The organism is Pseudomonas sp. TE21435, assembly GCF_056279265.1.
The window spans coordinates 4,126,322-4,150,733 of record NZ_JBWBQZ010000001.1 but is presented as its reverse complement, the minus strand read 5'-3'; the positions used below and the strand labels follow the sequence as shown (position 1 = coordinate 4,150,733).

At 61.4% G+C, this 24,412-nt stretch carries 19 protein-coding genes; all 19 read right to left on the bottom strand.

From position 1 onward, the window contains the following. Positions 1-488 precede the first annotated feature (488 nt). Positions 489-3,470: an autotransporter domain-containing protein gene (locus ACZ9C1_RS18825; RefSeq protein ID WP_457377781.1), complete on the bottom strand. Its 2,982-nt coding sequence runs from the start codon at positions 3,468-3,470 to the stop codon at positions 489-491. A 167-nt stretch (positions 3,471-3,637) separates the two neighbouring features. Continuing rightward, positions 3,638-6,637, bottom strand: coding sequence for an autotransporter serine peptidase EprS (eprS, locus tag ACZ9C1_RS18820; protein WP_457377770.1), 3,000 nt, complete (start codon positions 6,635-6,637; stop codon positions 3,638-3,640). A gap of 262 nt (positions 6,638-6,899) precedes the next feature. Beyond that, positions 6,900-8,735 carry a glutamine--fructose-6-phosphate transaminase (isomerizing) gene (glmS, locus tag ACZ9C1_RS18815; RefSeq protein ID WP_198754103.1) on the bottom strand — a complete coding sequence of 612 codons (1,836 nt, stop codon included), beginning with the start codon at positions 8,733-8,735 and terminating at the stop codon, positions 6,900-6,902. A gap of 12 nt (positions 8,736-8,747) precedes the next feature. Beyond that, the gene (locus ACZ9C1_RS18810; protein WP_111531919.1) at positions 8,748-9,515 is read right to left on the bottom strand and encodes a DeoR/GlpR family DNA-binding transcription regulator; all 768 of its coding nucleotides are present in this window, start codon (positions 9,513-9,515) and stop codon (positions 8,748-8,750) included. 139 nt (positions 9,516-9,654) lie between these two features. Then, positions 9,655-11,022, bottom strand: a complete 1,368-nt coding sequence (gene glmU / locus ACZ9C1_RS18805; protein WP_214500786.1) for a bifunctional UDP-N-acetylglucosamine diphosphorylase/glucosamine-1-phosphate N-acetyltransferase GlmU — start codon at positions 11,020-11,022, stop codon at positions 9,655-9,657. Positions 11,023-11,143: 121 nt separating this feature from the next. Continuing rightward, positions 11,144-11,563, bottom strand: coding sequence for a F0F1 ATP synthase subunit epsilon (locus ACZ9C1_RS18800; RefSeq protein WP_011536500.1), 420 nt, complete (start codon positions 11,561-11,563; stop codon positions 11,144-11,146). Positions 11,564-11,607: 44 nt separating this feature from the next. After that, positions 11,608-12,984: a F0F1 ATP synthase subunit beta gene (gene atpD, locus ACZ9C1_RS18795; protein WP_023628563.1), complete on the bottom strand. Its 1,377-nt coding sequence runs from the start codon at positions 12,982-12,984 to the stop codon at positions 11,608-11,610. A 27-nt stretch (positions 12,985-13,011) separates the two neighbouring features. Continuing rightward, a complete protein-coding gene (atpG, locus tag ACZ9C1_RS18790; RefSeq protein ID WP_102683389.1) occupies positions 13,012-13,872 on the bottom strand; it encodes a F0F1 ATP synthase subunit gamma in 861 nt (286 codons plus the stop codon). Between the two features lie 48 nt (positions 13,873-13,920). After that, positions 13,921-15,465: a F0F1 ATP synthase subunit alpha gene (gene atpA, locus ACZ9C1_RS18785; protein ID WP_038707082.1), complete on the bottom strand. Its 1,545-nt coding sequence runs from the start codon at positions 15,463-15,465 to the stop codon at positions 13,921-13,923. A gap of 21 nt (positions 15,466-15,486) precedes the next feature. After that, on the bottom strand, positions 15,487-16,023 hold the full coding sequence (locus ACZ9C1_RS18780; RefSeq protein ID WP_023628561.1) for a F0F1 ATP synthase subunit delta: 537 nt from the start codon (positions 16,021-16,023) through the stop codon (positions 15,487-15,489). Between the two features lie 12 nt (positions 16,024-16,035). Continuing rightward, positions 16,036-16,506: a F0F1 ATP synthase subunit B gene (locus tag ACZ9C1_RS18775; RefSeq protein WP_102683388.1), complete on the bottom strand. Its 471-nt coding sequence runs from the start codon at positions 16,504-16,506 to the stop codon at positions 16,036-16,038. A gap of 58 nt (positions 16,507-16,564) precedes the next feature. Continuing rightward, positions 16,565-16,822 (bottom strand): F0F1 ATP synthase subunit C, encoded by a 258-nt coding sequence (gene atpE, locus ACZ9C1_RS18770; protein WP_003097235.1) that lies wholly within the window; start codon positions 16,820-16,822, stop codon positions 16,565-16,567. 144 nt (positions 16,823-16,966) lie between these two features. After that, positions 16,967-17,836, bottom strand: coding sequence for a F0F1 ATP synthase subunit A (gene atpB / locus ACZ9C1_RS18765; RefSeq protein WP_023628560.1), 870 nt, complete (start codon positions 17,834-17,836; stop codon positions 16,967-16,969). A gap of 16 nt (positions 17,837-17,852) precedes the next feature. Further along, positions 17,853-18,260 (bottom strand): F0F1 ATP synthase subunit I, encoded by a 408-nt coding sequence (locus tag ACZ9C1_RS18760; RefSeq protein ID WP_008092225.1) that lies wholly within the window; start codon positions 18,258-18,260, stop codon positions 17,853-17,855. Between the two features lie 149 nt (positions 18,261-18,409). After that, complete coding sequence (locus ACZ9C1_RS18755) at positions 18,410-19,282, bottom strand: ParB/RepB/Spo0J family partition protein (protein WP_023628559.1); 873 nt, start codon at positions 19,280-19,282, stop codon at positions 18,410-18,412. Positions 19,283-19,291: 9 nt separating this feature from the next. Continuing rightward, complete coding sequence (locus tag ACZ9C1_RS18750) at positions 19,292-20,083, bottom strand: ParA family protein (protein WP_023628558.1); 792 nt, start codon at positions 20,081-20,083, stop codon at positions 19,292-19,294. Between the two features lie 18 nt (positions 20,084-20,101). After that, on the bottom strand, positions 20,102-20,752 hold the full coding sequence (gene rsmG / locus ACZ9C1_RS18745) for a 16S rRNA (guanine(527)-N(7))-methyltransferase RsmG (protein WP_102683387.1): 651 nt from the start codon (positions 20,750-20,752) through the stop codon (positions 20,102-20,104). Then, positions 20,749-22,641, bottom strand: a complete 1,893-nt coding sequence (gene mnmG, locus ACZ9C1_RS18740; protein ID WP_102683386.1) for a tRNA uridine-5-carboxymethylaminomethyl(34) synthesis enzyme MnmG — start codon at positions 22,639-22,641, stop codon at positions 20,749-20,751. Before mnmG ends, rsmG begins: the two co-directional genes overlap by 4 nt. 498 nt (positions 22,642-23,139) lie before the next feature. Next, entirely contained in the window at positions 23,140-24,345 is a 1,206-nt protein-coding gene (locus ACZ9C1_RS18735) for an ISL3 family transposase (protein WP_457378950.1), read from the bottom strand. Between the last annotated feature and the right edge of the window lie 67 nt (positions 24,346-24,412).

Below are 24,412 nucleotides of genomic sequence, written 5' to 3'. Positions count from 1 at the left end.
CATCGCCATCTACTAAAAATAAATAAAAACTCAACAGATCAGTTAGTTGAACAAAAACTTGCGTGCGGTAGCAGCGCTACCACTTAGTTCGGCAGGGGGCACCACAACGATAAATTTATCGAATGGAGGGTCGTTTTATAAGTGGTATTGATAACACCCAGTTGATGAGGGTGATGGATAACCATTCAAATGAGGGGTAGTTAACTGCTGGGTTTTGTCCAGAACGCCTTGTCTTTTATCGCGAGTGGCGATAAGACATCAAAGCAAAAAGACCACTTAGAAAAACTGAATCCAGTGTTATCAGGTTAATCGACCTGTTTGGTCCAATTGTAAAGGCCATGACGCAGCGCTTTTTGCTTCAGGTCACAAGGATTCTATTCAATAAAAAGCCCCTGCACATTAACGTCGCAGGGGCTGAGCAGCGTTGAACAGAGCATTTAACCTGTCGCGTTTCGCGCTCTGCAGTCTCTCCCAGGGCAAACGGGGCGTCAGAACGCCCAATCCAGGGTCAGGCCGACCCCGTGGCTCTTGTCGCGACTACCCAGCAGTCCGTTGTAGTCCAGGTTGACCCGGGCCTGGCGACTCAGGGCAATCCCTACCCGTGCACCGACCACTGCCGCATCACGATCCAGTGACAGAGCCTGAACCTTGTAAGTATCGCCCTGGCCCGCGAACGCCAGGTGCTGGTCGGCCCCGGTAGAACTCAGGTTGTGCTGCCAGCCCAGAGTGGCGGCAAGCTCAACCGCCTGGCCGCTGGACAACTGCAATTGCTTGCCGGCCCGCATGCCCAAGGTCGAGAGCCAGGCATCGCGGTTATCCTGCCCCCCCTTGAGCGCGGCAGCGCCGCCATGCTCCCTGAAGCTGTCGCTGGCGATATGCACGTAGGCCAGATTGGCGAACGGCTCCAGCGCCACGCTCGGCAGTTCGACCTTCCAGGCCGCCTCGCCGAACACCTGGGTGCTCTGGGCATCACGCTTGCTCTTCTGGCGATCGCTGACCTCGTTGTACTGCAGTTCGCGCTTGGTCTCGATACGGTGCCAGCTGTGGCTGGCGCCCACGCTCAGGCGCAGCTGCTCCAGTTCCTTGCCGGCATAGGCACCCAGGTGATAGCTGTCAACGCTGGCCGAGGAATGACGGCCATCGCCCATGCTCAGCGAGCTGTCGCTGTAGCCGGTGAAGACGCCGACACGGGTGTCCTCGCTCATCTGCCCGTCGATCCCCAGCAGCATGCCGCCAATCGAACTGCTATAGCGCGCATGTCCGGAATCACCGTCGGCCTTGCCCCAGGCGCCGAGGGCCTTGACCCACAGGCCGTTGTCCTGGCCTTCCACACCCTGTAGCCGGGTACGCTCGCCCATGGCGTCGCGCAACTGGCGACTGTCGTTGAGCAACAGGTTACCCACCGCCGGGTGGATTTCCCCGGACAGCTGATCGAATGCCTGCTGGGCACTGCCGGCATCGCCCGACAACAGCAGGCTCTCGTAGACCGGGTTGCCCGCGCCGAGCCGATCGGCCGCCGCGGCCACCGAACGCTGGTTGGCGGTCAGGCCGACACTGGCGAACGACGTGGCATTACGCTCTACCGCCAGCCGCACCCCAGTGCCGGTATACGCCAAGCCCCCACCGAGGAACAACGCGTTGGACTGCACCTGGGCGAAACTGCCTTGCACGCCGCCTGCGGCATCGAGGATGTCGAACTGCCGCCCCACCAGGCTGGTGGCCTGCTGGGACTGCAGCGAAACGCCTGGGTTCTGCAGGTCCAGGGCCAGGTTCGCGCCACCCACAGCTATCTGGCCATCGCTGACCAGGCGGTCGCTGCCGGTGCTGTCCACCTCCACCGCATAGGTCGAGCCCGGCTGGAAGGTCACGTCGGAAGCCACGCGCAAGGTACCGATGGAGTTACCGGGCGCCACCACGCCGCCGCGGTTGACCACCAGCGCACCGATCCTGCCATTGCCGCCCAGCACGCCGCCGTCGTTGACCGTCACGGTCGACTGCAGCGAACCATTGACCGCCAGCCGTCCCTGGTTGACCAGCGTCGGCCCGGCGTAGGTGTTGTTACCGCTGAGCACCAGGGTGCCGATGCCCTGCTTGGTCAGGCCGCCATGCCCGGAGATGTCGTTGCTCCACAGGTCCAGCACGCAACTCAGGTCGGTGCAGCGCCTTTCAGTAGGCCTGCCGGCATCCACCAGGGCGCCGACACCCGGCAAGTCAGCGACGAACTGGGTTGGGCCGTAGCCGCCAGCGATACGCAACTCCTCGGGAATGTCCTGCTCGGTAACCAGCATGCCGGGGCCGCGGATCCCCTTGTCCAGGTTGATCATGCCCCAGCCATACAAGGAATCGATACCGGGCGCGCCCATGTCGGTTGCGGTGGTGCGCAGCACGCTGGCGATCTGCGCGCCGCTCATATAGGGGAAACGCTCCATCAGTACCGCCGCTGCGCCAGCAGCATGGGGTGCGGCCATGGAGGTACCGTTCTTGTTGGCGTAACCCTGGGTCAGGTCCTCCAGGCTAGTACCGCCAATCACCGCGCTGTAGATCCGGGTGCCGGGGGCCGATACGCAGAAGCTTGCGGTATAGCCGCAGCGCGAAGAGAAGGTGCTGATCACGTATGGGTTGGCGCTGCTGGTGTCGGGGTTCTGCTGCAACGCCGCCACGGTCATCCAGTTGGGAGCGATCTCCGGTACGAAATAGCCCAACCCGGCAATCGCATCGGGATTGTTCAGGTTGTAGTCGTTGCCGGCGGCGAAGATGGTCAGCACCCCGCTACGGGCGGCGGCGATGGCGCCGTCATAGGCGCCGCCAGGCAAGGTGCCCAGAAGCGGCTGGATCTGCGCGAACTGCGCCCGGGCATCATCCACCGTGAAATGCGGGAAGTCCGGATTACGCCCGCCCTTGGCGAAGCGATCGGTGATGCCGATGCCCCAGCTGTTGTTGATGATCCGCGCGCCGCTGGCCACCAGGCTGTCCCAGCCGGCCTTGTACACCGCGCCATCGTTGCCCAGGACAATGCCATCCTCGGGGCCGGGGTCGCCGTTGTCGGCGCTGATGATCTGCGCATTGAAGGCCACGCCATGCATCTCCACGCCATCACGGTTGCCGGCGGCGATCCCGCCGACGTGGGTGCCATGGGAGCCGAGCTTGCCATCCGAACCTACCGACGGGCTGCCGTCGTAGCGGAAGGCATCACCGGCCTTTACCGGGATGTAGGGGTCGGTGTACTGGCGGATGCCGCTGGTGACCAGGGTCACGATCTTGTCCTTGCCGGCGAACTCGGGGTGCGGGGCATACACCGGCTGGTCGAAGATTCCCAGCTTCACCCCCTTACCGCTGTAGCCGGCGGCATAGGCGCTGTCGGCATGGATCGCCCCCAGCCCCCAGTCGGCCTTGAATTCGCTGCTGCGCCAGCTGCTGGCGTCGCCCAGCCGGCCACTCTCCACATAGGGCGCGGCCTGGGCCGTGCCCATCAATGCCGCCCAGCCCACCAATACCCGCCCCAGTGGTGCCAGGGCCCAGCCCTGCCCAAGTGCGCTGTCATCCTGTCTGACTCGCTTCACTACGACCTTCCTTAGTTGTATGGATTGAATACCGCGTTGGTCGAACTCCGTATTGCAACAACTGGCGCCACGACGCCTCAGAAACGCCATTGCAGGTTGAGCCCCGCGCCATGCTGTTGTTCACGACTGGCCAGGCGCCCCTGGTAGTCCAGGCTCAGGTCCAGGTCGCGGGTCAGTCCCACCCGTGCCTGGAGCCCGACCAGCGCGGCATCGCGCAAGGCCGGCGACGTCTCCACCCGGAACGGCAGGTCACTGCCGGCAAAGGCCAGGTGCTCGCGGTCCTGGGTTCCACTCAGCCGGTGCTGCCAGCCCAGGCTCGCCGCCAGCTGCAGGTCCTGCTGCGGGCCCACTTGCCATTGCTGGCGCCCACGCAGGCCCAAGGTGCTTAACCAGGCATCACGCTGCTCGTCGCCCGCCTGCAACGCTGCGGCATCGCCTTTCTCATGGAAGCCATCACGGTCCAGGTGCTGGTAGGTCAGGTTGGCGAACGGCTCCAGCTGCACCGCCGGCATCGCCAGGCGATAGGCCGCCTCGGCAAACAGCTGCTGGCTGCGGGCATCGATCCGCGCGCGCTGGCGGCCGGACACCTCGGCATAGGCCAGGTCGCGGCGAACCTCGGCACGGTGCCAGCTGTAGCTACCGCCTAGGCTCAAGCGCAGCTGGTCGACGTCGTGGCGGACATAGGCGCCCAAGTGGTAGCTGTCGACCGTGGCCCGGGAGTGGCTGCCGCCCATGCCCAGGGAGCTGTCGCTGTAGCCGGCGGCCAGCCCGGCGCGGGTCTGCTCGTCGAAGTCCCGGTCCAGGCCCAGCAGCATGCCGCCCAGGGAGCTGGTATAGGACTCGCTGCCCTGCACGCCCTCGATGCGCCCCCAACTGCCCAGGCCTTTGAGCCAGAGCTGGGTCGAGCCTGTCTCGCGCGCCGTCGTGCCAGGCGCATTGGCAGGCGGTGCGGCGCCTTGCACACGCTCGCCCAAGGCGTCACGCAACACCGAGCCCTGGCTGAGCAGCATCGAGTCCAGCGCCGGGTAGATCTCTCCGGCGAGCTGGCGCAGGCCGTCCCGGGCCTGGTCCGCCGAGGTCGAGAACAGCAGGCTTTCATACACCGGATGGCCCGGCCCCAGGCGCTCCACGGCGGCGCCACTGGCGAGCTGGTTGGGCGTGGCAGCGACGCTGTCGAACGTCGCGGCGCTGCGCGTCACGTCCAACTGCACGCCGTTGGCGGAATAGTCGAGCACGGTCCCAAGGAACAGGTAGCCGGGCTGGACCTGGGCAAAGCGTCCATCGACGCCGCCTGCTGCCTGCAGGATGTCGAACTGGCGCCCCACCAGGCTGGTGACCGGGCCACCGGCCAGCAGGTTCGGCCGAGCCTGGGGCACCAGATTGAGATTGGCGCCAGCGACGCTGGCCTGACCATCCACCACGAGTCGATCACTGGCCGTGGGCGACAGCTCCACCTGATAGGTCGAACCCGGCTGCAAGTCCAGGTTGCCGGCGACATTCAAGGTACCTATGGAGTTACCCGGGGCCACCACGCCCCCAGCGTTGGCAATCAGGGCACCGACCCGGCCATTGCCGCCCACTGTACCGCCAGCATTGACCGTCACCGCTGATTGCAGGCTGCCGTTAACCGCCAGCAACCCGCCATCGACGCGGGTCGGGCCGCGGTAGCTGCTGTCACCCGTGAGCACCAACCAGCCGGCCCCGGACTTGACCAGGCTGCCTTGGTAAACCCGCTGCGCAGCCGCTGCGTCACGGGCCATGCCCAGGGCATAGTCACTGCGGTCCTGCTGGCTGGCGCCCGCTGCCAGGCCATGCTCCCAGCCGCGATCCTTGAGGGTCTGCTGCCAGGCCTGACGTTCCGCGACGTCCTCGGCCTGACGCTGCACCAGCGCCTGGTCGGAGATGCCGTTGCTCCAGCTATCGCCCTGCCCACGCTCCAGGTTGACGTTGAACTCCCCCAACAACTGCCCTGGGCCGTGCAAGGCCCGCCCCAGGTCCGGGACGCCCCAGCCCACCCGCTCGCTGGGCGCCTGGGTCGGCGAGCCATCGAGCTGGCGCGAAGTGGTCAGCAGCACTTGCAGGGCCTGCTGGTTGTTCAGATAGGGATAACGCTCCATGACCACAGCCAAAGCCCCGGTAGCATGGGGCGCGGCCATCGAAGTACCGTTGTAGGTGGCATAGCCGCCACCGGGCACGGTACTGCTGATTGCCGCCCCCGGAGTCGCCAGGCACCAGTACTTCGCGATGCCGCACTGGTTGTATTTCTGCTGGTTGTTCTTGTCCAGGCCCGATACCGCCAGCCAGTGGCCTTCCAGTTCCGGCTGGAAGTACGGCAGCGCCGAGCGCACGCTGGCATTGGCATAGCCGCTGTTGCCGGCGCTGAACACATTGATCACACCCCGACGCGCCACATCGCCAGCGGCATCGAGCCAGGTGGCCTGCTGGAAATGCTGGGCGTAGGCCGCGCGCAGGTCGCCGAGGGTCTGGTAGCTGACATCCTTGGGCTGGCTGCCCCAGCTGTTGTTGATGGCCCGAGCCCCGGCATCCACCAGGGCGTCGTAGACCGCCTTGAAATACCGCGGATCGGGATCGGTGCCGAACAGGAACTTGTCATTCTTGTTGGTGTTGCCCACGTATACCTGGGCATTGAAGGCCACGCCGTGCATGCCCACGCCATCACGGGCCGCGCCCATGGTGCCGGTGACATGGGTACCATGGCTGTCGTTGGCGCCATTGAGCACCCCGGACACACTGAACGGGGTACCGTCCAGGTACTGACCGGTGGCAGTGACCGCGTGGAAACGCCCGGGGCTGGCTTCGGGATGGGCGGGATCGAATCCAGAGTCCAGGGCGCCGATGCTGACCCCGGCACCGGTGAACCCGGCGGCATAGGCCTGGCTCGCCTGCATGCGCTCCAGGCCCCAGTCCTGCAGGTATTCGACCGAGCGCCAGCTGGCGGGGTCGCCCAGGCGGCCAGTGTCCTGATAGGCCGCCGCAGCCGACAGTGGCAGGCCGCTGGCAAACGCCAGGCACAGCGTGCCCGTCAGCGTCTTGAGCTGATCACATCTCACATCCATGTCGATGACTTCTCTTGTTCTTGTTGTCGGATCGCCCATCCTGGGTCGACCAGTGTGTTACTGCATCGCTAGGCCGCAAGGCACGGCTTCATCGAGCAGCAGAAGGATATGACGTTTCTCGATTACGCGATGCGCCAGCACTGCATATCTAATATGCGTTTTTACCTTCTCGAACAGGTTGCCGGGGAGACTTTGAGAGGAAGGAAGACAGCATAAAGGGAAGGCGCCTGTGTGGCGCCCTCCCTTTGCAACAGCAGTAGCGTTACTCCACCGTCACCGACTTGGCCAGGTTGCGCGGCTGGTCTACGTCGGTGCCCTTGAGCACGGCGACGTAGTACGACAACAGTTGCAGCGGGATGGTGTAGAGGATCGGCGCCAGCGCATCGTTGATGTGCGGCACGTTGATCACGTGGGTGCCTTCGCCATTGCTCATGCCGGCGTTCTCGTCGGCAAATACCACCAGCTCACCGCCACGGGCGCGGACTTCCTGCAGGTTCGACTTGAGCTTTTCCAGCAGCTCGTTGTTAGGAGCCACGGTCACCACGGGCATATCGTTGTCCACCAACGCCAGAGGACCATGCTTGAGCTCACCAGCCGGATAGGCTTCGGCGTGGATATAGGAAATTTCCTTGAGCTTGAGCGCACCTTCCATGGCCACCGGGTACTGGGCACCGCGGCCAAGGAACAGGGTGTGGTGCTTGTCGGCGAACAGCTCGGCGATCTTCTCGACCACGCCATCCATCGCCAGCGCTTCGCTCAGGCGTGCCGGCAGGCGGCGCAGCTCGTCCACCAACTCGGCTTCGACACCGGCCTCGAGGGTACCGCGCACCTGGCCGAGGGCCAGGGTCAGCAGCATCAGCGAGACCAGCTGGGTGGTGAAGGCCTTGGTCGAGGCAACGCCGATCTCCGGCCCGGCCAGGGTCAGCAGGGTCAGGTCGGATTCACGCACCAGCGAGCTGATGCCCTTGTTGCAGATGGCCAGGCTGCCGAGGAAACCCAGCTCCTTGGCATAGCGTAAGGCAGCCAAAGTGTCGGCGGTCTCGCCGGATTGCGAGATGGAGACAAACAGCGTGTCCGGCTGCACCACCACCTTGCGATAGCGGAACTCACTGGCAACTTCCACCTGGCAAGGGATGCCGGCGAGGCTTTCGAGCCAGTAACGGGCGACCATGCCGGCGTGGTAGCTGGTACCGCAGGCGACGATCTGCACATTGCGCACTTTGCCGAACAGCTCGGCGGCCTGTGGACCGAAGGCCTGCACCATCACGTGGTCATTGCCCAGGCGACCTTCCAGCGTGCGCTGCACCACGCCGGGTTGCTCGTGAATCTCCTTGAGCATGAAATGGCGATAGTTGCCCTTCTCGGCGGCTTCCGCGCCTTCGTGGTACTGCACCGTCTCACGCTGGACCGGCTGACCGGCCAGATCCCAGATCTGCACCTGATTGCGGCGAATCTCGGCGATATCGCCCTCTTCCAGGTACATGAAACGGTCGGTGACCTGGCGCAGGGCCAGTTGATCCGAGGCCAGGAAGTTTTCACCGAGGCCCAGGCCGATCACCAGGGGGCTGCCGCTGCGGGCAGCCACCAGACGGTCTGGCTGGCTGGCGCTGATCACAGCCAGGCCATAGGCGCCATGCAGACGCTTGACCGCTGCCTTGAGCGCCTCGGTGAGGTCGGGGATGGTCTTGAGCAGGTGGTGGATGAGGTGCACGATCACCTCGGTGTCGGTCTGCGAAACAAAGGCGTAGCCCAGGCCCTTGAGCTCTTCACGCAGTTCCTCGTGATTTTCGATGATGCCGTTGTGCACCACCGCCACTTCATGGCCAGAGAAGTGCGGGTGGGCATTGTGCTCGGTCGGCGCGCCATGTGTGGCCCAACGGGTATGGGCGATGCCCAGCTGGCCGGCCAGCGGGTCGGCGGCAACCGCGCCTTCCAGTTCGCTGACCTTGCCGATGCGGCGGCGACGCTCGAGCGCGCCTTGCTGGGTCAGGACGGCCAGGCCGGCGCTGTCGTAACCACGGTACTCAAGACGCTTGAGGCCTTCGATGAGGATGGCTGTGATATTGCGCTCAGCAACGGCACCGACGATTCCACACATAAGATGTTGCTCCTAGCTGATAGCGGCGCAGATAAGGGTGATGCCGCGGGCTTGAATCCGGTCGCGTGCCTCGGTGGGCAGGCGATCATCAGTAATCAGGGTGTTCACGCTGCCCCAGGGCAGCTCGAGGTTGGGGATCTTGCGACCGACCTTATCCGACTCGACCATGACGATGACCTCGCGGGCCACTTCGGCCATGACCCGGCTCAATCCCAGCAGTTCGTTGAAGGTGGTTGTGCCACGTTCCAGGTCGATGCCGTCGGCACCGATGAACAGCTGGTCGAAGTCGTATGAGCGTAGTACCTGCTCGGCCACCTGGCCCTGGAAGGACTCCGAGTGCGGGTCCCAGGTACCACCAGTCATCAGCAGCACAGGTTCATGCTCTTGTTCGCTGATAGCCCGGGCCACATTGAGCGAGTTGGTCATCACCACCAGGCCTGGCTGGCGCCCGAGCTGCGGGATCATCGCCGCCGTGGTACTGCCGCTGTCGATGATGATGCGCGCATGTTCACGGATGCGTTCCACCGCCGCACGAGCGATGGCCTGCTTGTAGAGGGACACCGGCTGAACCGTGTCGCCCAGCAGCTCCTGAGGCATCGTCACCGCGCCGCCATAGCGGCGCAGCAGCAGGCCGTTGGCCTCCAAGGCGTGCAGATCCTTGCGGATGGTCACTTCGGAGGTTTCGAAACGCTTGGCCAAAGCGTCGACACTGACCTCGCCCTGCTCGTTGAGCAAGGCCAGGATGTTGTGGCGACGTTGGGGAGTATTTCGTTTCGACATTTCGGTTAAGTTTCGATTCGAAAGATAAGTGTTGCAATCAAAACCTAAGTCAAACGATTCGTCAAGTCAGCAGGACCGGAAAATAAAAAGGCCGACTTATTCACATAAGTCGGCCTGTGCAAAACGCGCTGTGGATAACTCAGCTCTTCCTGATTTTCTCCGGCCGCTTCCAGCCTTCGATATTGCGCTGGCGTGCACGTGCCACGCCCAACTGTCCGGCTTCAACCGTCTGGGTGATGGTCGAGCCCGCTGCGGTAGTGGCCCCGGCCTGGATTTCCACAGGGGCCACCAGCGAGTTGTTGGAGCCGATGAACACGTCCTCACCCATCACCGTGCGGAACTTGTTGGCACCGTCATAGTTGCAGGTGATGGTGCCAGCGCCGATGTTGGTGCGGGCGCCGATCTCGGCGTCGCCCAGGTAGGTCAGGTGGCCGGCCTTGGCGCCCTCGCCCAGGTGCGCATTCTTCAGCTCGACGAAGTTACCCACATGTGCCTTGGCCTCCAGCACGCTGCCTGGGCGCAAGCGGGCGAACGGGCCGGCATCGCTGCCCTCGCCCATCACCGCGCCTTCGATATGACTGTTGGCCTTGATGATCACGCCTTTGCGCAGTGTGCTGTCCTTGATCACGCAGTTCGGGCCGATCTGCACGTCGTCCTCGATGACTACCTTGCCTTCGAGAATGACGTTGATATCGATAAGTACATCCCGGCCGACGGTCACCTCACCGCGCACATCGAAGCGCGCCGGATCGCGCAGGGTGACGCCCTGGGCCATCAGGCGACGGCCTTCGCGCAGCTGGTAGTGACGCTCGAGTTCCGAAAGCTGGCGGCGGTCGTTGGCGCCTTGCACTTCCATCGGGTCGTGGGGCTGCTCGGTGGCGACCACCAAGCCATCGTCCACGGCCATGGCAATCACGTCGGTGAGGTAGTACTCGCCCTGGGCATTGTTGTTGGACAGGCGTCCCATCCAGTCGGCCAAGCGCGCGGCCGGCATGGCGAGGATACCGGTGTTGCCTTCCTTGATCGCCTTCTGCGCTTCGCTGGCGTCCTTGTGCTCGACGATCGCCGCCACCTTGCCCGCGGCGTCACGCACAATGCGGCCATAGCCGGTCGGGTCCTGCAGGGTCACCGTGAGCAGCCCGAGCTGTTGCTCGCTGACTTTGGCCAGCAGGCGCTGCAAGGTTTCCACCTCGATCAGCGGCACATCGCCGTAGAGCACCAGCACGGTGTCGGCAGTGATCGCCGGCAGCGCCTGGGCCACCGCATGGCCGGTGCCCAATTGCTTGTCCTGCAGGACGAAATTCAGATCGTCCGCTGCAAGGCGTTCGCGCACCAACTCCGCGCCATGGCCGATAACCACGTGAATACCCTTGGGCTGCAACTGGCGTGCGCTGTGGATAACGTGACCGAGCATGGAGTTGCCGGCGACCGGGTGCAGTACCTTGGGCAGCGCGGAGCGCATGCGGGTGCCTTGGCCTGCGGCGAGAATGACGATATCAAGGGACATTGACTGGCTACCAATCCTAAGCGGTCAGGGACGTGACCAAAGGGGAAATTCAGAAAAGAAAAAGGGTAGCCGAGGCTACCCTTTAACTCAATCGCATTGGAAGTGACCGGCCAAGGCCAGGTTACTTGCCCTTGCGCAATTGCTGGACAGTACGCAGCTGAGCTGCAGCTTCGGCCAGACGTGCGGCAGCAGCACCGTAGTCGAAGTCCGAGCTTTTCGCGTTCAGCGCGTTCTCAGCAGCCTTGAGGGCTTCCTGAGCCTGAGCTTCGTCCAGGTCGGCAGCGCGCTGCACGGTGTCGGCAAGAACCTTGACCATGTTCGGCTGCACTTCGAGGAAGCCACCGGAGATGTAGAACACCTCACGATCGCCACCTTGCTTGGTCAGCGTGATCGGACCAGGCTTGAGATTGGTGATCAGCGGCGCGTGGCCTGGAGCGATACCCAGATCGCCCAGGTTGCCGTGCGCTACTACCATCTCGACCAGGCCGGAGAAGATCTCTCCTTCCGCGCTGACGATATCGCAATGGACTGTCATAGCCATCTGCTTGCCTCAACCTGATTAGCGCCCCTTGCGGGGCGCCGGGATTACAGTTTCTTGGCTTTCTCGATCGCTTCGTCGATGCTGCCGACCATGTAGAACGCTTGTTCTGGCAGGTGGTCGTAGTCACCTTTGAGGATGCCGCTGAAGCCAGCGATGGTGTCCTTGAGCGAAACGTACTTGCCTGGCGAGCCGGTGAAGACTTCGGCCACGAAGAACGGCTGCGACAGGAAGCGCTGGATCTTACGAGCGCGGGCAACCAGTTGCTTGTCGGCTTCGGACAGTTCGTCCATACCCAGGATCGCGATGATGTCCTTCAGCTCTTTGTAGCGCTGCAGAACATACTGAACGCCACGAGCGGTGTCGTAGTGCTCGGTGCCGATCACGTTCGGGTCCAGCTGGCGCGAAGTCGAGTCCAGTGGGTCGACCGCTGGGTAGATACCCAGGGAAGCGATGTCACGGGACAGAACGACGGTGGCGTCCAAGTGGGCGAAGGTGGTCGCTGGCGACGGGTCGGTCAGGTCGTCCGCAGGTACGTATACGGCCTGGACGGAGGTGATCGAACCTTCCTTGGTCGAAGTGATACGCTCTTGCAGAACGCCCATCTCTTCGGCCAGGGTCGGCTGGTAACCTACTGCCGAAGGCATACGGCCCAGCAGTGCGGATACTTCGGTACCGGCCAGGGTGTAACGATAGATGTTGTCGACGAACAGCAGAACGTCGTTACCTTCGTCACGGAACTTCTCAGCCATGGTCAGGCCGGTCAGCGCTACGCGCAGACGGTTTCCTGGTGGCTCGTTCATCTGACCGTAGACCAGCGCTACCTTGTCGAGAACGTTGGAGTCCTTCATCTCGTGGTAGAAGTCGTTACCCTCACGAGTACGCTCACCCACACCAGCGAACACGGAGTAACCGCTGTGTTCCATGGCGATGTTACGGATCAGTTCCATCATGTTCACGGTCTTGCCGACGCCGGCACCACCGAACAGACCAACCTTACCACCCTTGGCGAACGGGCAGACCAGGTCGATAACCTTGATGCCGGTTTCCAGCAGGTCGTTGCCGCCTGCCTGGTCAGCGAACGAAGGCGCTGGCTGGTGGATACCGCGACGCTCTTCTTCGCCGATCGGGCCGGCTTCGTCGATCGGGTTGCCCAGGACGTCCATGATACGGCCCAGGGTTGCCTTGCCGACAGGTACCGAGATGGCAGCCTTGGTGTCGACGACATCCAGACCGCGCTTCAGACCTTCGGTCGAGCCCATCGCAATGGTACGAACCACGCCGTCGCCCAGCTGCTGCTGAACTTCCAGGGTGGTTTCCGCGCCTTGTACTTTCAGCGCGTTGTAAACACTCGGCACGGCATCACGTGGGAATTCCACGTCGATGACGGCGCCGATGATTTGCACGATACGTCCGCTACTCATAGCTGGATCCTCTGAATTTTTGAACCGTTAAACCGCGGCAGCGCCGCCGACGATTTCCGAGATCTCCTGGGTGATCGCAGCCTGACGCGCCTTGTTGTAGATCAACTGAAGCTCTTTGATCAAATCACCGGCGTTGTCTGTGGCGTTCTTCATGGCGATCATCCGGGCCGCTTGTTCAGCAGCGTTGTTCTCGACCACCGCCTGGTACACCTGCGACTCCACGTAACGCACCATCAAGCCGTCCAGCAGCTCTTTTGCGTCGGGTTCGTACAGGTAGTCCCAGTGGTGCTTGAGTTCCTGATCCGGGGTTGCCACCAACGGTACCAACTGCTCGACCGTCGGTTTTTGGGTCATGGTGTTGATGAACTTGTTCGAAACCACCGAGAGGCGATCGATACGGCCGTCGAGGTAGGCGTCCAGCATCACTTTGACGGAGCCGATCAGATCGTTGATCGATGGCTCTTCGCCCAGGTGGCTGATCGCGGCTACGACGTTGCCGCCAAAGATGCGGAAGAAAGTCGCACCCTTGCTGCCGATCACGCACAGGTCGATTTCAACGCCCTGTTCGCGGTTTTCGCTCATGTCCTTGACCAGGGCCTTGAACAGGTTGGTGTTCAAGCCACCGCACAGACCACGGTCACTGCTCACCACGATATAACCAGCGCGCTTTACAGGGCGCTCGATCATGAACGGGTGGCGGTATTCCGGGTTGGCGTTGGCCAGATGACCGATCACCTGGCGGATACGCTCCGCGTAAGGACGGCTAGCAGCCATGCGCATTTGTGCCTTGCGCATCTTGCTGACCGCCACTTTCTCCATGGCGCTGGTAATTTTTTGCGTGCTTTTGATGCTCGCAATCTTACTGCGAATCTCTTTTGCGCCTGCCATGTATCACCTATCAGGTTAGCAAGCGGGGGCCGGAGCCCCCGCTGCGGCTTACCAGGTCTGGGTGGCCTTGAACTTCTCGATACCGGCTTTCATGCCAGCGTCGATTTCGTCGTTGAAGTCACCCTTCACGTTGATCTTGGCCATCAGTTCGGCGTGATCACGGTTGAAGTAGGCAATCAGAGCTTGCTCGAAGCTGCCAACCTTGGAGACTTCTACGTCGGTCAGGAAACCACGCTCAGCGGCGTACAGCGACAGGGCCATGTCGGCGATCGACATTGGCGCGTACTGCTTCTGCTTCATCAGCTCGGTAACGCGCTGACCATGCTCCAGCTGCTTGCGGGTAGCCTCGTCCAGGTCCGAAGCGAACTGGGCGAACGCCGCCAGTTCACGGTACTGGGCCAGGGCGGTACGGATACCACCGGACAGCTTCTTGATGATCTTGGTCTGGGCGGCACCACCAACACGGGATACCGACACACCGGCGTTAACGGCAGGACGGATGCCTGCGTTGAACATGGCCGATTCCAGGAAGATCTGACCGTCGGTGATCGAGATCACGTTGGTCGGAACGAACGCGGAAACGTCGCCAGCCTGGGTTTCGATGATCGGCAGAGCGGTCAGCGAGCCAGTCTTGCCAGTGACGGCACCGTTGGTGAACTTCTCGACGTACTCTTCGGAAACGCGCGATGCACGCTCCAGCAGACGGGAGTGGAGATAGAACACGTCGCCTGGGTACGCTTCACGTCCTGGTGGACGGCGCAGCAGCAGGGAGATCTGACGGTAGGCAACGGCCTGCTTGGACAGGTCATCGTAAACGATCAGGGCGTCTTCACCGCGGTCACGGAAGAACTCGCCCATGGTGCAGCCGGCATAAGGCGCCAGGAACTGCAGTGCGGCGGATTCCGAAGCACTGGCAACGACCACGATGGTGTTGGCCAGGGCGCCGGCTTCTTCCAGCTTGCGAACGATGTTGGCAACGGTGGAACGCTTCTGGCCGACTGCAACATAAACGCAGAAAATACCGGAGTCTTTCTGGTTGATGATGGCGTCGATGGCCATGGCGGTCTTGCCGATCTGACGGTCACCGATGATCAGCTCACGCTGGCCACGGCCAACAGGGATCATGGCGTCGACGGACTTATAGCCAGTCTGTACAGGCTGGTCTACCGACTTACGCCAGATCACGCCTGGAGCTACTTTCTCGACCGCGTCGGTCTGGGTGTTGCCCAGAGGACCTTTGCCGTCGATCGGGTTACCCAGTGCGTCGACGACGCGACCCAGCAGTTCCTTACCAACCGGAACTTCCAGGATGCGGCCGGTGCACTTGGCGCTCATGCCTTCGGCGAGGGTGTCATAGGCACCCAGGATCACTGCACCTACGGAGTCTTGCTCCAGGTTCAGGGCCATGCCGAATACGCTGCCAGGGAACTCGATCATTTCGCCGTACATGACGTCGGCCAGACCGTGGATCCGCACGATGCCGTCGGAAACCGAAACGACGGTACCTTCGTTACGGGCTTGGGAGCCGACATCGAGGTTGTCGATGCGGCCCTTGATGATTTCACTAATTTCGGAAGGATTGAGTTGCTGCATTGCTCTGCTGCCCCTTCAAACTCAAGATTTCAAGGCTTCGGCCAGTTTCGCGATTTTCCCGCGAACCGAACCGTCGATTACCAGGTCGCCAGCGCGGATGACGACGCCGCCGATCAGGCTGGCATCCTCCGACGCGTGCAGGCGCACTTCCTGGCCTAACCGTGCACTGAGAACCTTGGCGAGTTTGTCTTGCTGTTCTTGGTTCAACGCAAAAGCACTGGTGACTTCCACGTCCACGGATTTCTCTTGCTCGGCCTTGTACAGGTCGAACAGAGTCGAAATCTCCGGCAGAAGCAGGAGACGTTCGTTTTCCGCGGCAACATGAATGAAATTCTGTGCCTTGGCGTCAAACTTGTCACCGCACACTTCAATGAATGCGGCGGCCTTTTCTGCGCTAGTCAGTTGCGGGGCCTTGAGCAGGCGCTGCATGGTGTCGTCTTGCGACACCGCAGCAGCCAGGCCGAGCATGGCTGACCAATTGGCCAGTTGCTGATGGGCCTGGGCATGCTCGAAGGCAGCCTTAGCGTAAGGTCGGGCCAACGTGGTCAGTTCTGCCATGATCGCCCTCGCTTAAATTTCAGCGGCCAGTTTGTTAACCAGCTCCGCATGCGCGTTTTGATCGATTGTGGCGCCAAGGATCTTTTCAGCACCGCCAACAGCCAGGGCACCCACTTGGGCACGCAGGGCGTCTTTGACGCTGTTCAGTTCCTGTTCGATCTCGGCTTGAGCCTGAGCCTTCACACGGTCAGCTTCGACGCGGGCCTGTTCACGGGCTTCCTCGACAAGCTGAGCAGCGCGTTTCTTGCTTTGCTCAATGATTTCGGCTGCCTGTGCCTTCGCTTCACGCAGTTGCTGACCCACTTTCTCTTGGGCCAGCTCCAGGTCGCGAGCAGCGCGATTGGCAGCGTCCAGGCCGTCAGCAATCTTCTTCTGGCGCTCTTGCAGAGCAGTGATGACCGGAGGCCATACGTACTTCATGCAGAAGAGCACAAAAATCAGGAAAGCAACGGATTGGCCAATCAGGGTTGCATTAATGTTCACGCCAACACCTCGCTCGGTCTTTGTTCATCACAGCCTTTCACTCGTTGGAAACGAGTGATTAGCCGGCGATCTGACCAACGAAGGGGTTTGCGAAGGTGAAGAACAGAGCGATACCAACACCGATCATGGTGACGGCGTCGAGCAGACCGGCAACGATGAACATCTTGACCTGCAGCATTGGAACCATTTCTGGCTGGCGAGCAGCGCCTTCCAGGAACTTGCCGCCCAGCAGGCCGAAACCAATGGCGGTACCCAGAGCACCCAGGCCGATCAGCAGAGCAACAGCGATAGCGGTCAGACCAACTACAGTTTCCATCTTTCCTCCCGACTTTTACGTCGTATTGGTTAGGTTTTTAGTTTGAAGCGGTAAAACAAATCGTTTGATACAGCATGCCCTTGCGGACTTTTTAAGCCCTCCCCCCAGACGGGCGGGGAAGGCTATCAGACACGCCAGGCGGTCTTAATGGTTATCTTCGTGAGCCATCGACAGGTAGACGATGGTCAGCATCATGAAGATGAAAGCTTGCAGGGTGATGATCAGGATGTGGAACACCGCCCACGCCCACTGCAGCACCACACCCAGGCCGCTGAGCCAGAGGATGCCGGCGCCGAACATCACCGCGATCAGGATGAACACCAGCTCGCCGGCGTACATGTTGCCGAACAGACGCAGTGCCAACGAAATCGGCTTGGCGATCAGGGTGACGAACTCGAGCAGGAAGTTCACCGGGATCAGCAGGATCTGCACGAAGATGTTCTTGCTACCGAACGGGTGCAGGGTGAGCTCGCCGATGAAGCCGCCGATGCCCTTGACCTTGATGCTGTAGAAGATGATCAGCGCGAACACGCTCAGGGCCATGCCCAGGGTGGCGTTCGGGTCGGTGGTCGACACCGCGCGGAACGGAATGTGCGGATCACCGGAGATCAGGATGGCCAGCTGAGGAATCCAGTCGACCGGTACCAGGTCGATGGCGTTCATCAGGAATACCCAGACGAAGATGGTCAGCGCCAGCGGGGCGATCACCGGGCTGCGGCCGTGGAAGGAATCCTTCACGCTGCCGTGGACGAAGTCCACCAGCACTTCGACGAAGTTCTGCAGGGCGCCAGGCTGGCCGGAAGTGGCCTTTTTAGCCGCCATGCGGAAGATGAACAGGAAGATCAGACCCAGCGCAACGGACCAACCCAGGGTGTCCAGGTGGAACGCCCAGAAGCCCATTGCCTTGGCTTCTGCAGCCGAATGGGCCAAGCCCCAGCTGCCGTCTGGTAGTTGACCGTAGGTCAGGTTCTGCAAGTGGTGCTGGATATAGCCCGAAGCGGTTTCTGCTGCCATGGTTGCCTCAAACGCCCTAAGGTCTCGAAAGTCTTTTATTCATCAGCAGGGGCGCGAACCAGCTGACCAAAAGGGTCAGCACGAAGACGCCGAATACTGCCAACGGCGCCAATGGCTTCACTCCTGCGAAGGTCAGTGCAAACAGCACTGCCGTCAAAATCATCTTGCCTGCCTCGCCCGCGTAAAACGACTTGACGATGGCCTGCGCCGCCCGGGCTCCGCTGAAGCGAAAAGCCTTCCAGGCGAAATACACATTGGGCAACCAGGCAATCAAACCTCCGCAAAGGCCTGAATATCCACTGACCGCCCCTTTCCACTGCCACAACACCAGCGTTGCCAGCAGCAGTACGACAAATTGAGCCAGCAGTACCGGAAAAACCGCCCAGCGATGGAAAGGCAGGCGGTTTGGCGTGCGGATTTCCATCACAACTGCTCCTCGAATGTCGACCGCCTCGTCAACAATGACTTGGCATAATTTGTGCCGACAAAATGCGCGCAGAGTATAGGGGTGGATTAACCCCTATTCAACTCTTGGGTAGTGATTTCCGACTGCGCGCTACAACAGGAATTGTTTCAGCGGATGTGAGCAAGCACGCCTTGCAACTCGTCAAGGGAGTTGTAGCGAATAACCAACTGGCCTTTGCCCTTGTTGCCATGGCGAATTTGTACCGCCGAGCCCAGGCGCTCTGCCAGACGCTGTTCAAGACGCGTGATATCCGGATCAGGTTTGCTCGCCTCGACCGGCTCAGGTTTGCCACTGAGCCACTGACGCACCAGTGCCTCGGTCTGGCGCACGGTGAGGCCGCGTGCGACAACATGACGCGCCCCTTCTTCCTGCCGATCTTCCTCGAGGCCGAGCAAGGCGCGGGCGTGGCCCATCTCCAGGTCGCCATGGGCGAGCATGGTCTTGATCGCCTCGGGCAACGAGATCAGACGCAACAGATTGGCCACGGTGACCCGCGACTTGCCGACGGCATCGGCCACCTGCTGCTGCGTCAGTTCGAATTCCTGCTGCAGGCGCTGCAGGGCGAGCGCCTCTTCCAGCGGGTTGAGGTCCTCGCGCTGGATGTTCTCGATCAGCGCCATGGCGATGGCGGCTTCGTCGGGTACCTCGCGGACCATGGCCGGCACGGTATCCAGGCCAGCCTGCTGGGTGGCGCGCCAGCGGCGCTCACCGGCGATGATCTCGTAGCGGTTGTCACCGATCGGGCGAACCACGATCGGTTGCATGACGCCATGGGTGCGGATCGAGTGCGCCAGTTCTTCCAGCGCCTCGGGATCCATGTCGCGACGCGGCTGGTACTTGCCGCGCTGGATCAGCTCGACCGGCAGGTGTTGCAGTTCCTTCTGGTCGATCTTGACAGCCTGCGCTTCGAGCGCGCTGACGGAAGGACCACTGAGCAGTGCATCCAACCCACGTCCGAGACCGCGTTTCTTGATGGCCATGCGGATTCCTTAAGTTGTTTGTGCAATGCGTGAGGGACGACGCTGCCGACGGACCAGTTCCCCGGCCAGCGCCAGATAGGCGAGCGCGCCACGGGATTGCTTGTCGTAGGCCAGTGCCGGCATGCCGAAGCTCGGCGCCTCCGCCAGGCGGATGTTGCGCGGGATCACCGTATCGTACAGCTGCTCGCCAAAATGCTCCTTGAGCTGCGCCGAAACATCGTTGTTCAGGCTCAGACGCGGGTCGTACATGGTCCGCAGCAGGCCTTCGATCTTCAGCTCCGGGTTCAACCGGGCGGCGATGCGCTTGATGTTATCCACAAGGTCGCTCAACCCTTCCAGCGCGTAATACTCGCACTGCATGGGGATGATCACGCCATCGGAGGCGACCAGCGCATTGAGCGTCAGCATCGACAGCGACGGCGGGCAGTCGATGAGGATGTAGTCGTAGTTCTCGCGGATCGGCGCCAACGCGTTGCGCAGACGGCTCTCCTTCATCTGCATTTCCAGCAGCACCACTTCGGCGGCGGTCAGGTCGCGGTTGGCCGGCAACAGCTGGTAACCACCGTGTTCGGAGTAGTGCATGGCCTGGGCCAGGTCGCATTCCCCGATCAGCAGGTCGTACACCGAATGCTCGAGCTCGTGCTTATCCACACCGCTGCCCATGGTGGCGTTGCCCTGTGGATCGAGGTCGATCAGCAGCACGCGACGCTTGGTCGCGGCCAGCGATGCGGCGAGATTGATGCAGGTGGTGGTCTTGCCCACACCACCCTTCTGGTTCGCGATTGCGAATACCTTAGCCATTGTTGCTCGTGTTCCCAGTCATGCCTTGCGGCGCAGTATCAGCAGATGGCGCTGGCCCTGGCAACCTGGAACGGTCAGGGCCTGCTCGCTTTCCACTGTGAAGTCTGCGGGCAATGCTACCAGTTCATCGGCAGGATGCAGCCCCTTCATTGCAAGCCATTGCGTGCGGCTGTCACCCAGGTGGCGGGTCCAGTTGGTGAAATTCTCCATGCTGCTGAAGGCCCGGGAGACGATCCCGCAGAACGGCTGCTCGGGCTGGACCTCTTCCACCCGGCTGTGGATAACCGTGAGGTTGTCCAGTTTCAGCTCCATCTTCACCTGGGTGAGGAAGCGCGTCTTCTTGCCGTTGCTGTCGAGCACCGTCACCTGCTTGTGCGGATGCAGGATGGCCAGCGGTATGCCCGGCATGCCGCCGCCGCTGCCGACATCCAGCCAACGCTGGGTGTCGTTGTGGATAAACGGCATGACGCTGAGGCTGTCGAGCAAGTGACGCGAGACCATCTCGTCGGGGTCGCGCACGGCCGTCAGGTTGTAGGCCTTGTTCCATTTGATCAACAGGGCCAGGTAGCCCAGCAGCAGTTCGTGCTGCTGCGCGGTCAGCTCGACACCAAGCTGACGCGCACCTGTGGACAACTCTTCGGCATGTTGCGGGGTGACCGGGGAACTCAAGCGCTTTGCTCCAATTCGCGGCCTGCGCCGCGTTTTTTCAAGTGAATCAACAACAGGGAAATCGCCGCCGGGGTGACGCCGGGAATACGCGAAGCCTGGCCCAGGGTCTCTGGCCGGGTGTCGCCGAGCTTGCCCTGGATCTCCTTGGACAGCCCGGAGATGGTCGTGTAGTCGATATCCACAGGCAGACGCGTGTCCTCACTGGCGCGCAGGCGGGCAATCTCTTCCTGCTGACGGTCGATGTAGCCGGCGTACTTGGTCCTGATCTCGACCTGCTCGGCGACCTGTGGATCGATGTTCTCGCCGCCGGTTGCCTCGATCAGGCCAGCGTAGTCGATTTCAGGGCGGGCAAGCAGGTTGAGCAGGCTGTACTCATGCGCCAATGGCGTGCCGAACTTATCCACAATGGCCTGGCCTTGCGGCGTGTTCGGGCGCACCCAGGTACTTTTCAGGCGTTGTTCTTCTCGCTCGATGCCTTCGCGTTTGGCGCTGAAGGCCGCCCAGCGCTCATCGTCGATCAAGCCGAGTTCACGGCCCTTCTCGGTCAGGCGCAGGTCGGCGTTGTCTTCGCGCAGGATCAGCCGGTATTCGGCTCGCGAAGTGAACATGCGGTACGGCTCTTGGGTGCCGAGGGTGATCAGGTCGTCGACCAGCACGCCGATGTACGCCTCGTCGCGACGCGGGCACCAGCTTTCACGGCCCTGGGCGCGCAGCGCGGCGTTGGTCCCGGCCAGCAGGCCTTGGGCACCGGCTTCTTCGTAGCCGGTGGTGCCGTTGATCTGGCCTGCGAAGAACAGGCCGCCGATGACCTTGGTCTCGAGGCTGTACTTCAGGTCGCGTGGATCGAAGTAGTCGTACTCGATGGCATAGCCCGGGCGCACGATGTGGGCGTTCTCCATGCCGCGGATCGAGCGGACGATCTCGAGCTGCACGTCGAACGGCAACGACGTGGAAATACCGTTGGGGTACAGCTCATGGGTGGTCAGGCCTTCCGGCTCGATGAACACCTGGTGGCTTTCCTTGTCGGCGAAGCGATGGATCTTGTCCTCGATCGACGGGCAATAACGCGGGCCGATACCTTCGATCACCCCCGAGTACATCGGCGAACGGTCGAGGTTCGAGGCAATGATCTCGTGGGTGCGGGCGTTGGTGTGGGTAATCCAGCAGCTCACCTGACGCGGATGCATGTCGGCGTTGCCCATGAACGACATTACCGGGATCGGCGTATCGCCCGGTTGCTCGGTCATCACCGAGAAGTCCACCGAACGGCCATCGATGCGCGGCGGTGTACCGGTTTTCAGCCGGCCGACACGCAGCGGCAATTCACGCATGCGGTTGGCCAGGGCATTGGCGGGCGGATCGCCTGCGCGGCCACCGGAATAGTTCTGCAAACCGATGTGGATAAGTCCGCCGAGGAAAGTCCCGCTGGTCAGTACCACGGAGTCGGCGAAGAACCGCAGGCCCATTTGCGTGACCACGCCCTTGACCTGGTCCTGCTCGACGATCAGGTCATCGCACGACTGCTGGAATATCCACAGGTTCGGCTGGTTTTCCAGAATTTCACGTACCACGGCCTTGTAAATGGCGCGGTCCGCCTGTGCGCGGGTGGCGCGTACCGCCGGGCCCTTGCGGTTGTTCAGAACGCGGAACTGGATGCCGCTCTTGTCGGTGGCCAGCGCCATCGCGCCGCCGAGCGCATCGATTTCCTTGACCAGGTGGCTCTTGCCAATGCCACCGATGGCCGGGTTGCAGCTCATGTGACCGAGGGTTTCCACGTTATGGGTCAGCAGCAGGGTTTTCACACCCATGCGTGCGGACGCAAGCGCAGCCTCGGTACCGGCATGGCCGCCGCCGATGACGATCACTTCAAAACGGGAAGGGAAATCCACCACGCACCTCGTGCCTGTTTTTGCGAATAGAGAAGGTAAGCCGACAAGTATAGGGACTTCCCGCCCTTCAAAGAAACCTTCTGAGCAAAATTTGACCAGGCTGTGGATGAGTGGCACGTAAAAGAAAACAAAGAGGAAAAATTTAAAAAAGCTTTGTTTTTATGTTTATGTTTAGGCACCAACCTATCTGTGCATAAGTCTCTGCAGCCCATACATATCAATGTGTACAGAGAATCAAAACCCTGTGTCGAAGTGGCCCTGGGGGCTCTGGATACCGCTGTTTAACCTGTGGATGAATCATGCTGTTACCCACAGGCAGGTTTGTCCTCAGAAAAAAAGCCTGGTTATCAACGGAGCTGAGGTCGAGTTTTCCACAGAGCTTATCCAGGTTGCGGGGCGCTGTTGATGAAATTTTTTCCGCGGCGCGTGTCGTCCTTGGTTGCTGGTCTGCTTGCAATGACCCGACCAACACGAATCGCGGGCAAAAAAAAAGGTTCTTCACGGATTGCCGGGAAAGTCATACTTGATCTTCATGAAAAAGAATTCGCTGTCCCGGTAGCCGTAAGCCATCCGCTTGATCACCTTGATCCGGTTGTTTATGCCTTCCAACTGCCCGGTGTGCATGGGCCATCGCACCCTGCTCAGGATGCCGCGCCAGTATCCCTTCAGCCGTCTAGCAAACTGCTTCAGCGCCGGTATTTCGCTTTCAGCAGCCAAGCGCAGCCACTGTTTCCAGGCTGATCGCCACCCCCAAGCGGTGGTAGGCGACCACAGGGCTTTGAGCTCTGCCTTCATCAAGTAAACTGTCATCAGCGATTGGTTGGCCGCCAGCAGATCCTGCAGATGTACCTGCTGATCTTCTCGCTTGAGGTTCTCTGGATTGCGCAGCAGCAGCCACCGCGCTTGCTTGATCACCTTGCGCGCGGGTTTGTCCTGGCGCAGGCGGTTGGCCTCATCGACCCGTACCCGGTCAATCACCTCTCGCCCATACTTGGCGACCACATGAAACAGGTCATAGACAACGCGTGCCCTAGGGCAATGTTGGCGCACCTCCAAGTCAAATGCGGTGTTCATGTCCATTGCCACTGCTTCGATCCGTGCACAGCCCTCCGGCCCCAGCTCCTCGAAAAAGGGCCTGACAGCGGCTCGGCTACGCCCTTCGCCAATCCACAGCACCCGGCGAGTGTCGGCATCCAACACCACGCTGGCGTAGCGATGCCCTTTGAACAGAGCGAACTCATCCATCACCAAGCGTCTGGGCTGGGCCCTCGGCAGCTTCTCCAGTGCGGCCTGTAGCGCCCGCCGCTCCAGCAAACGCACGCTGTCCCAATGCAAACCAAACAGCTCCGCGACGTGCAAGGTGGGCAGTCTTTGGCAAGCCTGGATCACGGCTTCGGACAAACGCCTGGTCATCCGCGAATAGCGGTCAAGCCAGCGGACTGACTCCATTCGCTTGCCACATGCGCTACACCCAACGCGTCGCAGCTCGACATTCAATCGCACCGCCCGGCCAAGAATGGGCAGGTCACGGATTGAGCGCTGACAGTATTCGTGGATGGCGGTGCTGGGCTGATGACAGCCGCTGCAGGTGGGGAATCTGGTGGGCTGCGGAATCAGGTCGATCAACAGGTCGTTGCCGTCATGCCGGATCGCGGTGACAGAAAAGCCCTCCCAAAAGGGCAGAAACGTATTAATATCGTGCACAAGAACGCCGGTTTGTAGATGTGTTTGCTCGCACGAACATCATCCATCAAACCGGCGTTCTTGTTTC

What these genes read in the sequence shown, in the direction of transcription:
- ACZ9C1_RS18825 (WP_457377781.1), bottom strand. Translation starts at nt 3,470, where the DNA reads ATGGGCACGGCCCAGGCCGCGCCCTATGTGGAGAGTGGCCGGCTGGGC.
- glmU (WP_214500786.1), bottom strand. Translation starts at nt 11,022, where the DNA reads ATGTCCCTTGATATCGTCATTCTCGCCGCAGGCCAAGGCACCCGCATG.
- ACZ9C1_RS18755 (WP_023628559.1), bottom strand. Translation starts at nt 19,282, where the DNA reads ATGGCCATCAAGAAACGCGGTCTCGGACGTGGGTTGGATGCACTGCTC.
- atpD (WP_023628563.1), bottom strand. Translation starts at nt 12,984, where the DNA reads ATGAGTAGCGGACGTATCGTGCAAATCATCGGCGCCGTCATCGACGTG.
- atpG (WP_102683389.1), bottom strand. Translation starts at nt 13,872, where the DNA reads ATGGCAGGCGCAAAAGAGATTCGCAGTAAGATTGCGAGCATCAAAAGC.
- ACZ9C1_RS18760 (WP_008092225.1), bottom strand. Translation starts at nt 18,260, where the DNA reads ATGGAAATCCGCACGCCAAACCGCCTGCCTTTCCATCGCTGGGCGGTT.
- ACZ9C1_RS18800 (WP_011536500.1), bottom strand. Translation starts at nt 11,563, where the DNA reads ATGGCTATGACAGTCCATTGCGATATCGTCAGCGCGGAAGGAGAGATC.
- ACZ9C1_RS18810 (WP_111531919.1), bottom strand. Translation starts at nt 9,515, where the DNA reads ATGTCGAAACGAAATACTCCCCAACGTCGCCACAACATCCTGGCCTTG.
- eprS (WP_457377770.1), bottom strand. Translation starts at nt 6,637, where the DNA reads ATGGATGTGAGATGTGATCAGCTCAAGACGCTGACGGGCACGCTGTGC.
- atpA (WP_038707082.1), bottom strand. Translation starts at nt 15,465, where the DNA reads ATGCAGCAACTCAATCCTTCCGAAATTAGTGAAATCATCAAGGGCCGC.
- atpE (WP_003097235.1), bottom strand. Translation starts at nt 16,822, where the DNA reads ATGGAAACTGTAGTTGGTCTGACCGCTATCGCTGTTGCTCTGCTGATC.
- glmS (WP_198754103.1), bottom strand. Translation starts at nt 8,735, where the DNA reads ATGTGTGGAATCGTCGGTGCCGTTGCTGAGCGCAATATCACAGCCATC.
- atpB (WP_023628560.1), bottom strand. Translation starts at nt 17,836, where the DNA reads ATGGCAGCAGAAACCGCTTCGGGCTATATCCAGCACCACTTGCAGAAC.
- ACZ9C1_RS18780 (WP_023628561.1), bottom strand. Translation starts at nt 16,023, where the DNA reads ATGGCAGAACTGACCACGTTGGCCCGACCTTACGCTAAGGCTGCCTTC.
- ACZ9C1_RS18750 (WP_023628558.1), bottom strand. Translation starts at nt 20,083, where the DNA reads ATGGCTAAGGTATTCGCAATCGCGAACCAGAAGGGTGGTGTGGGCAAG.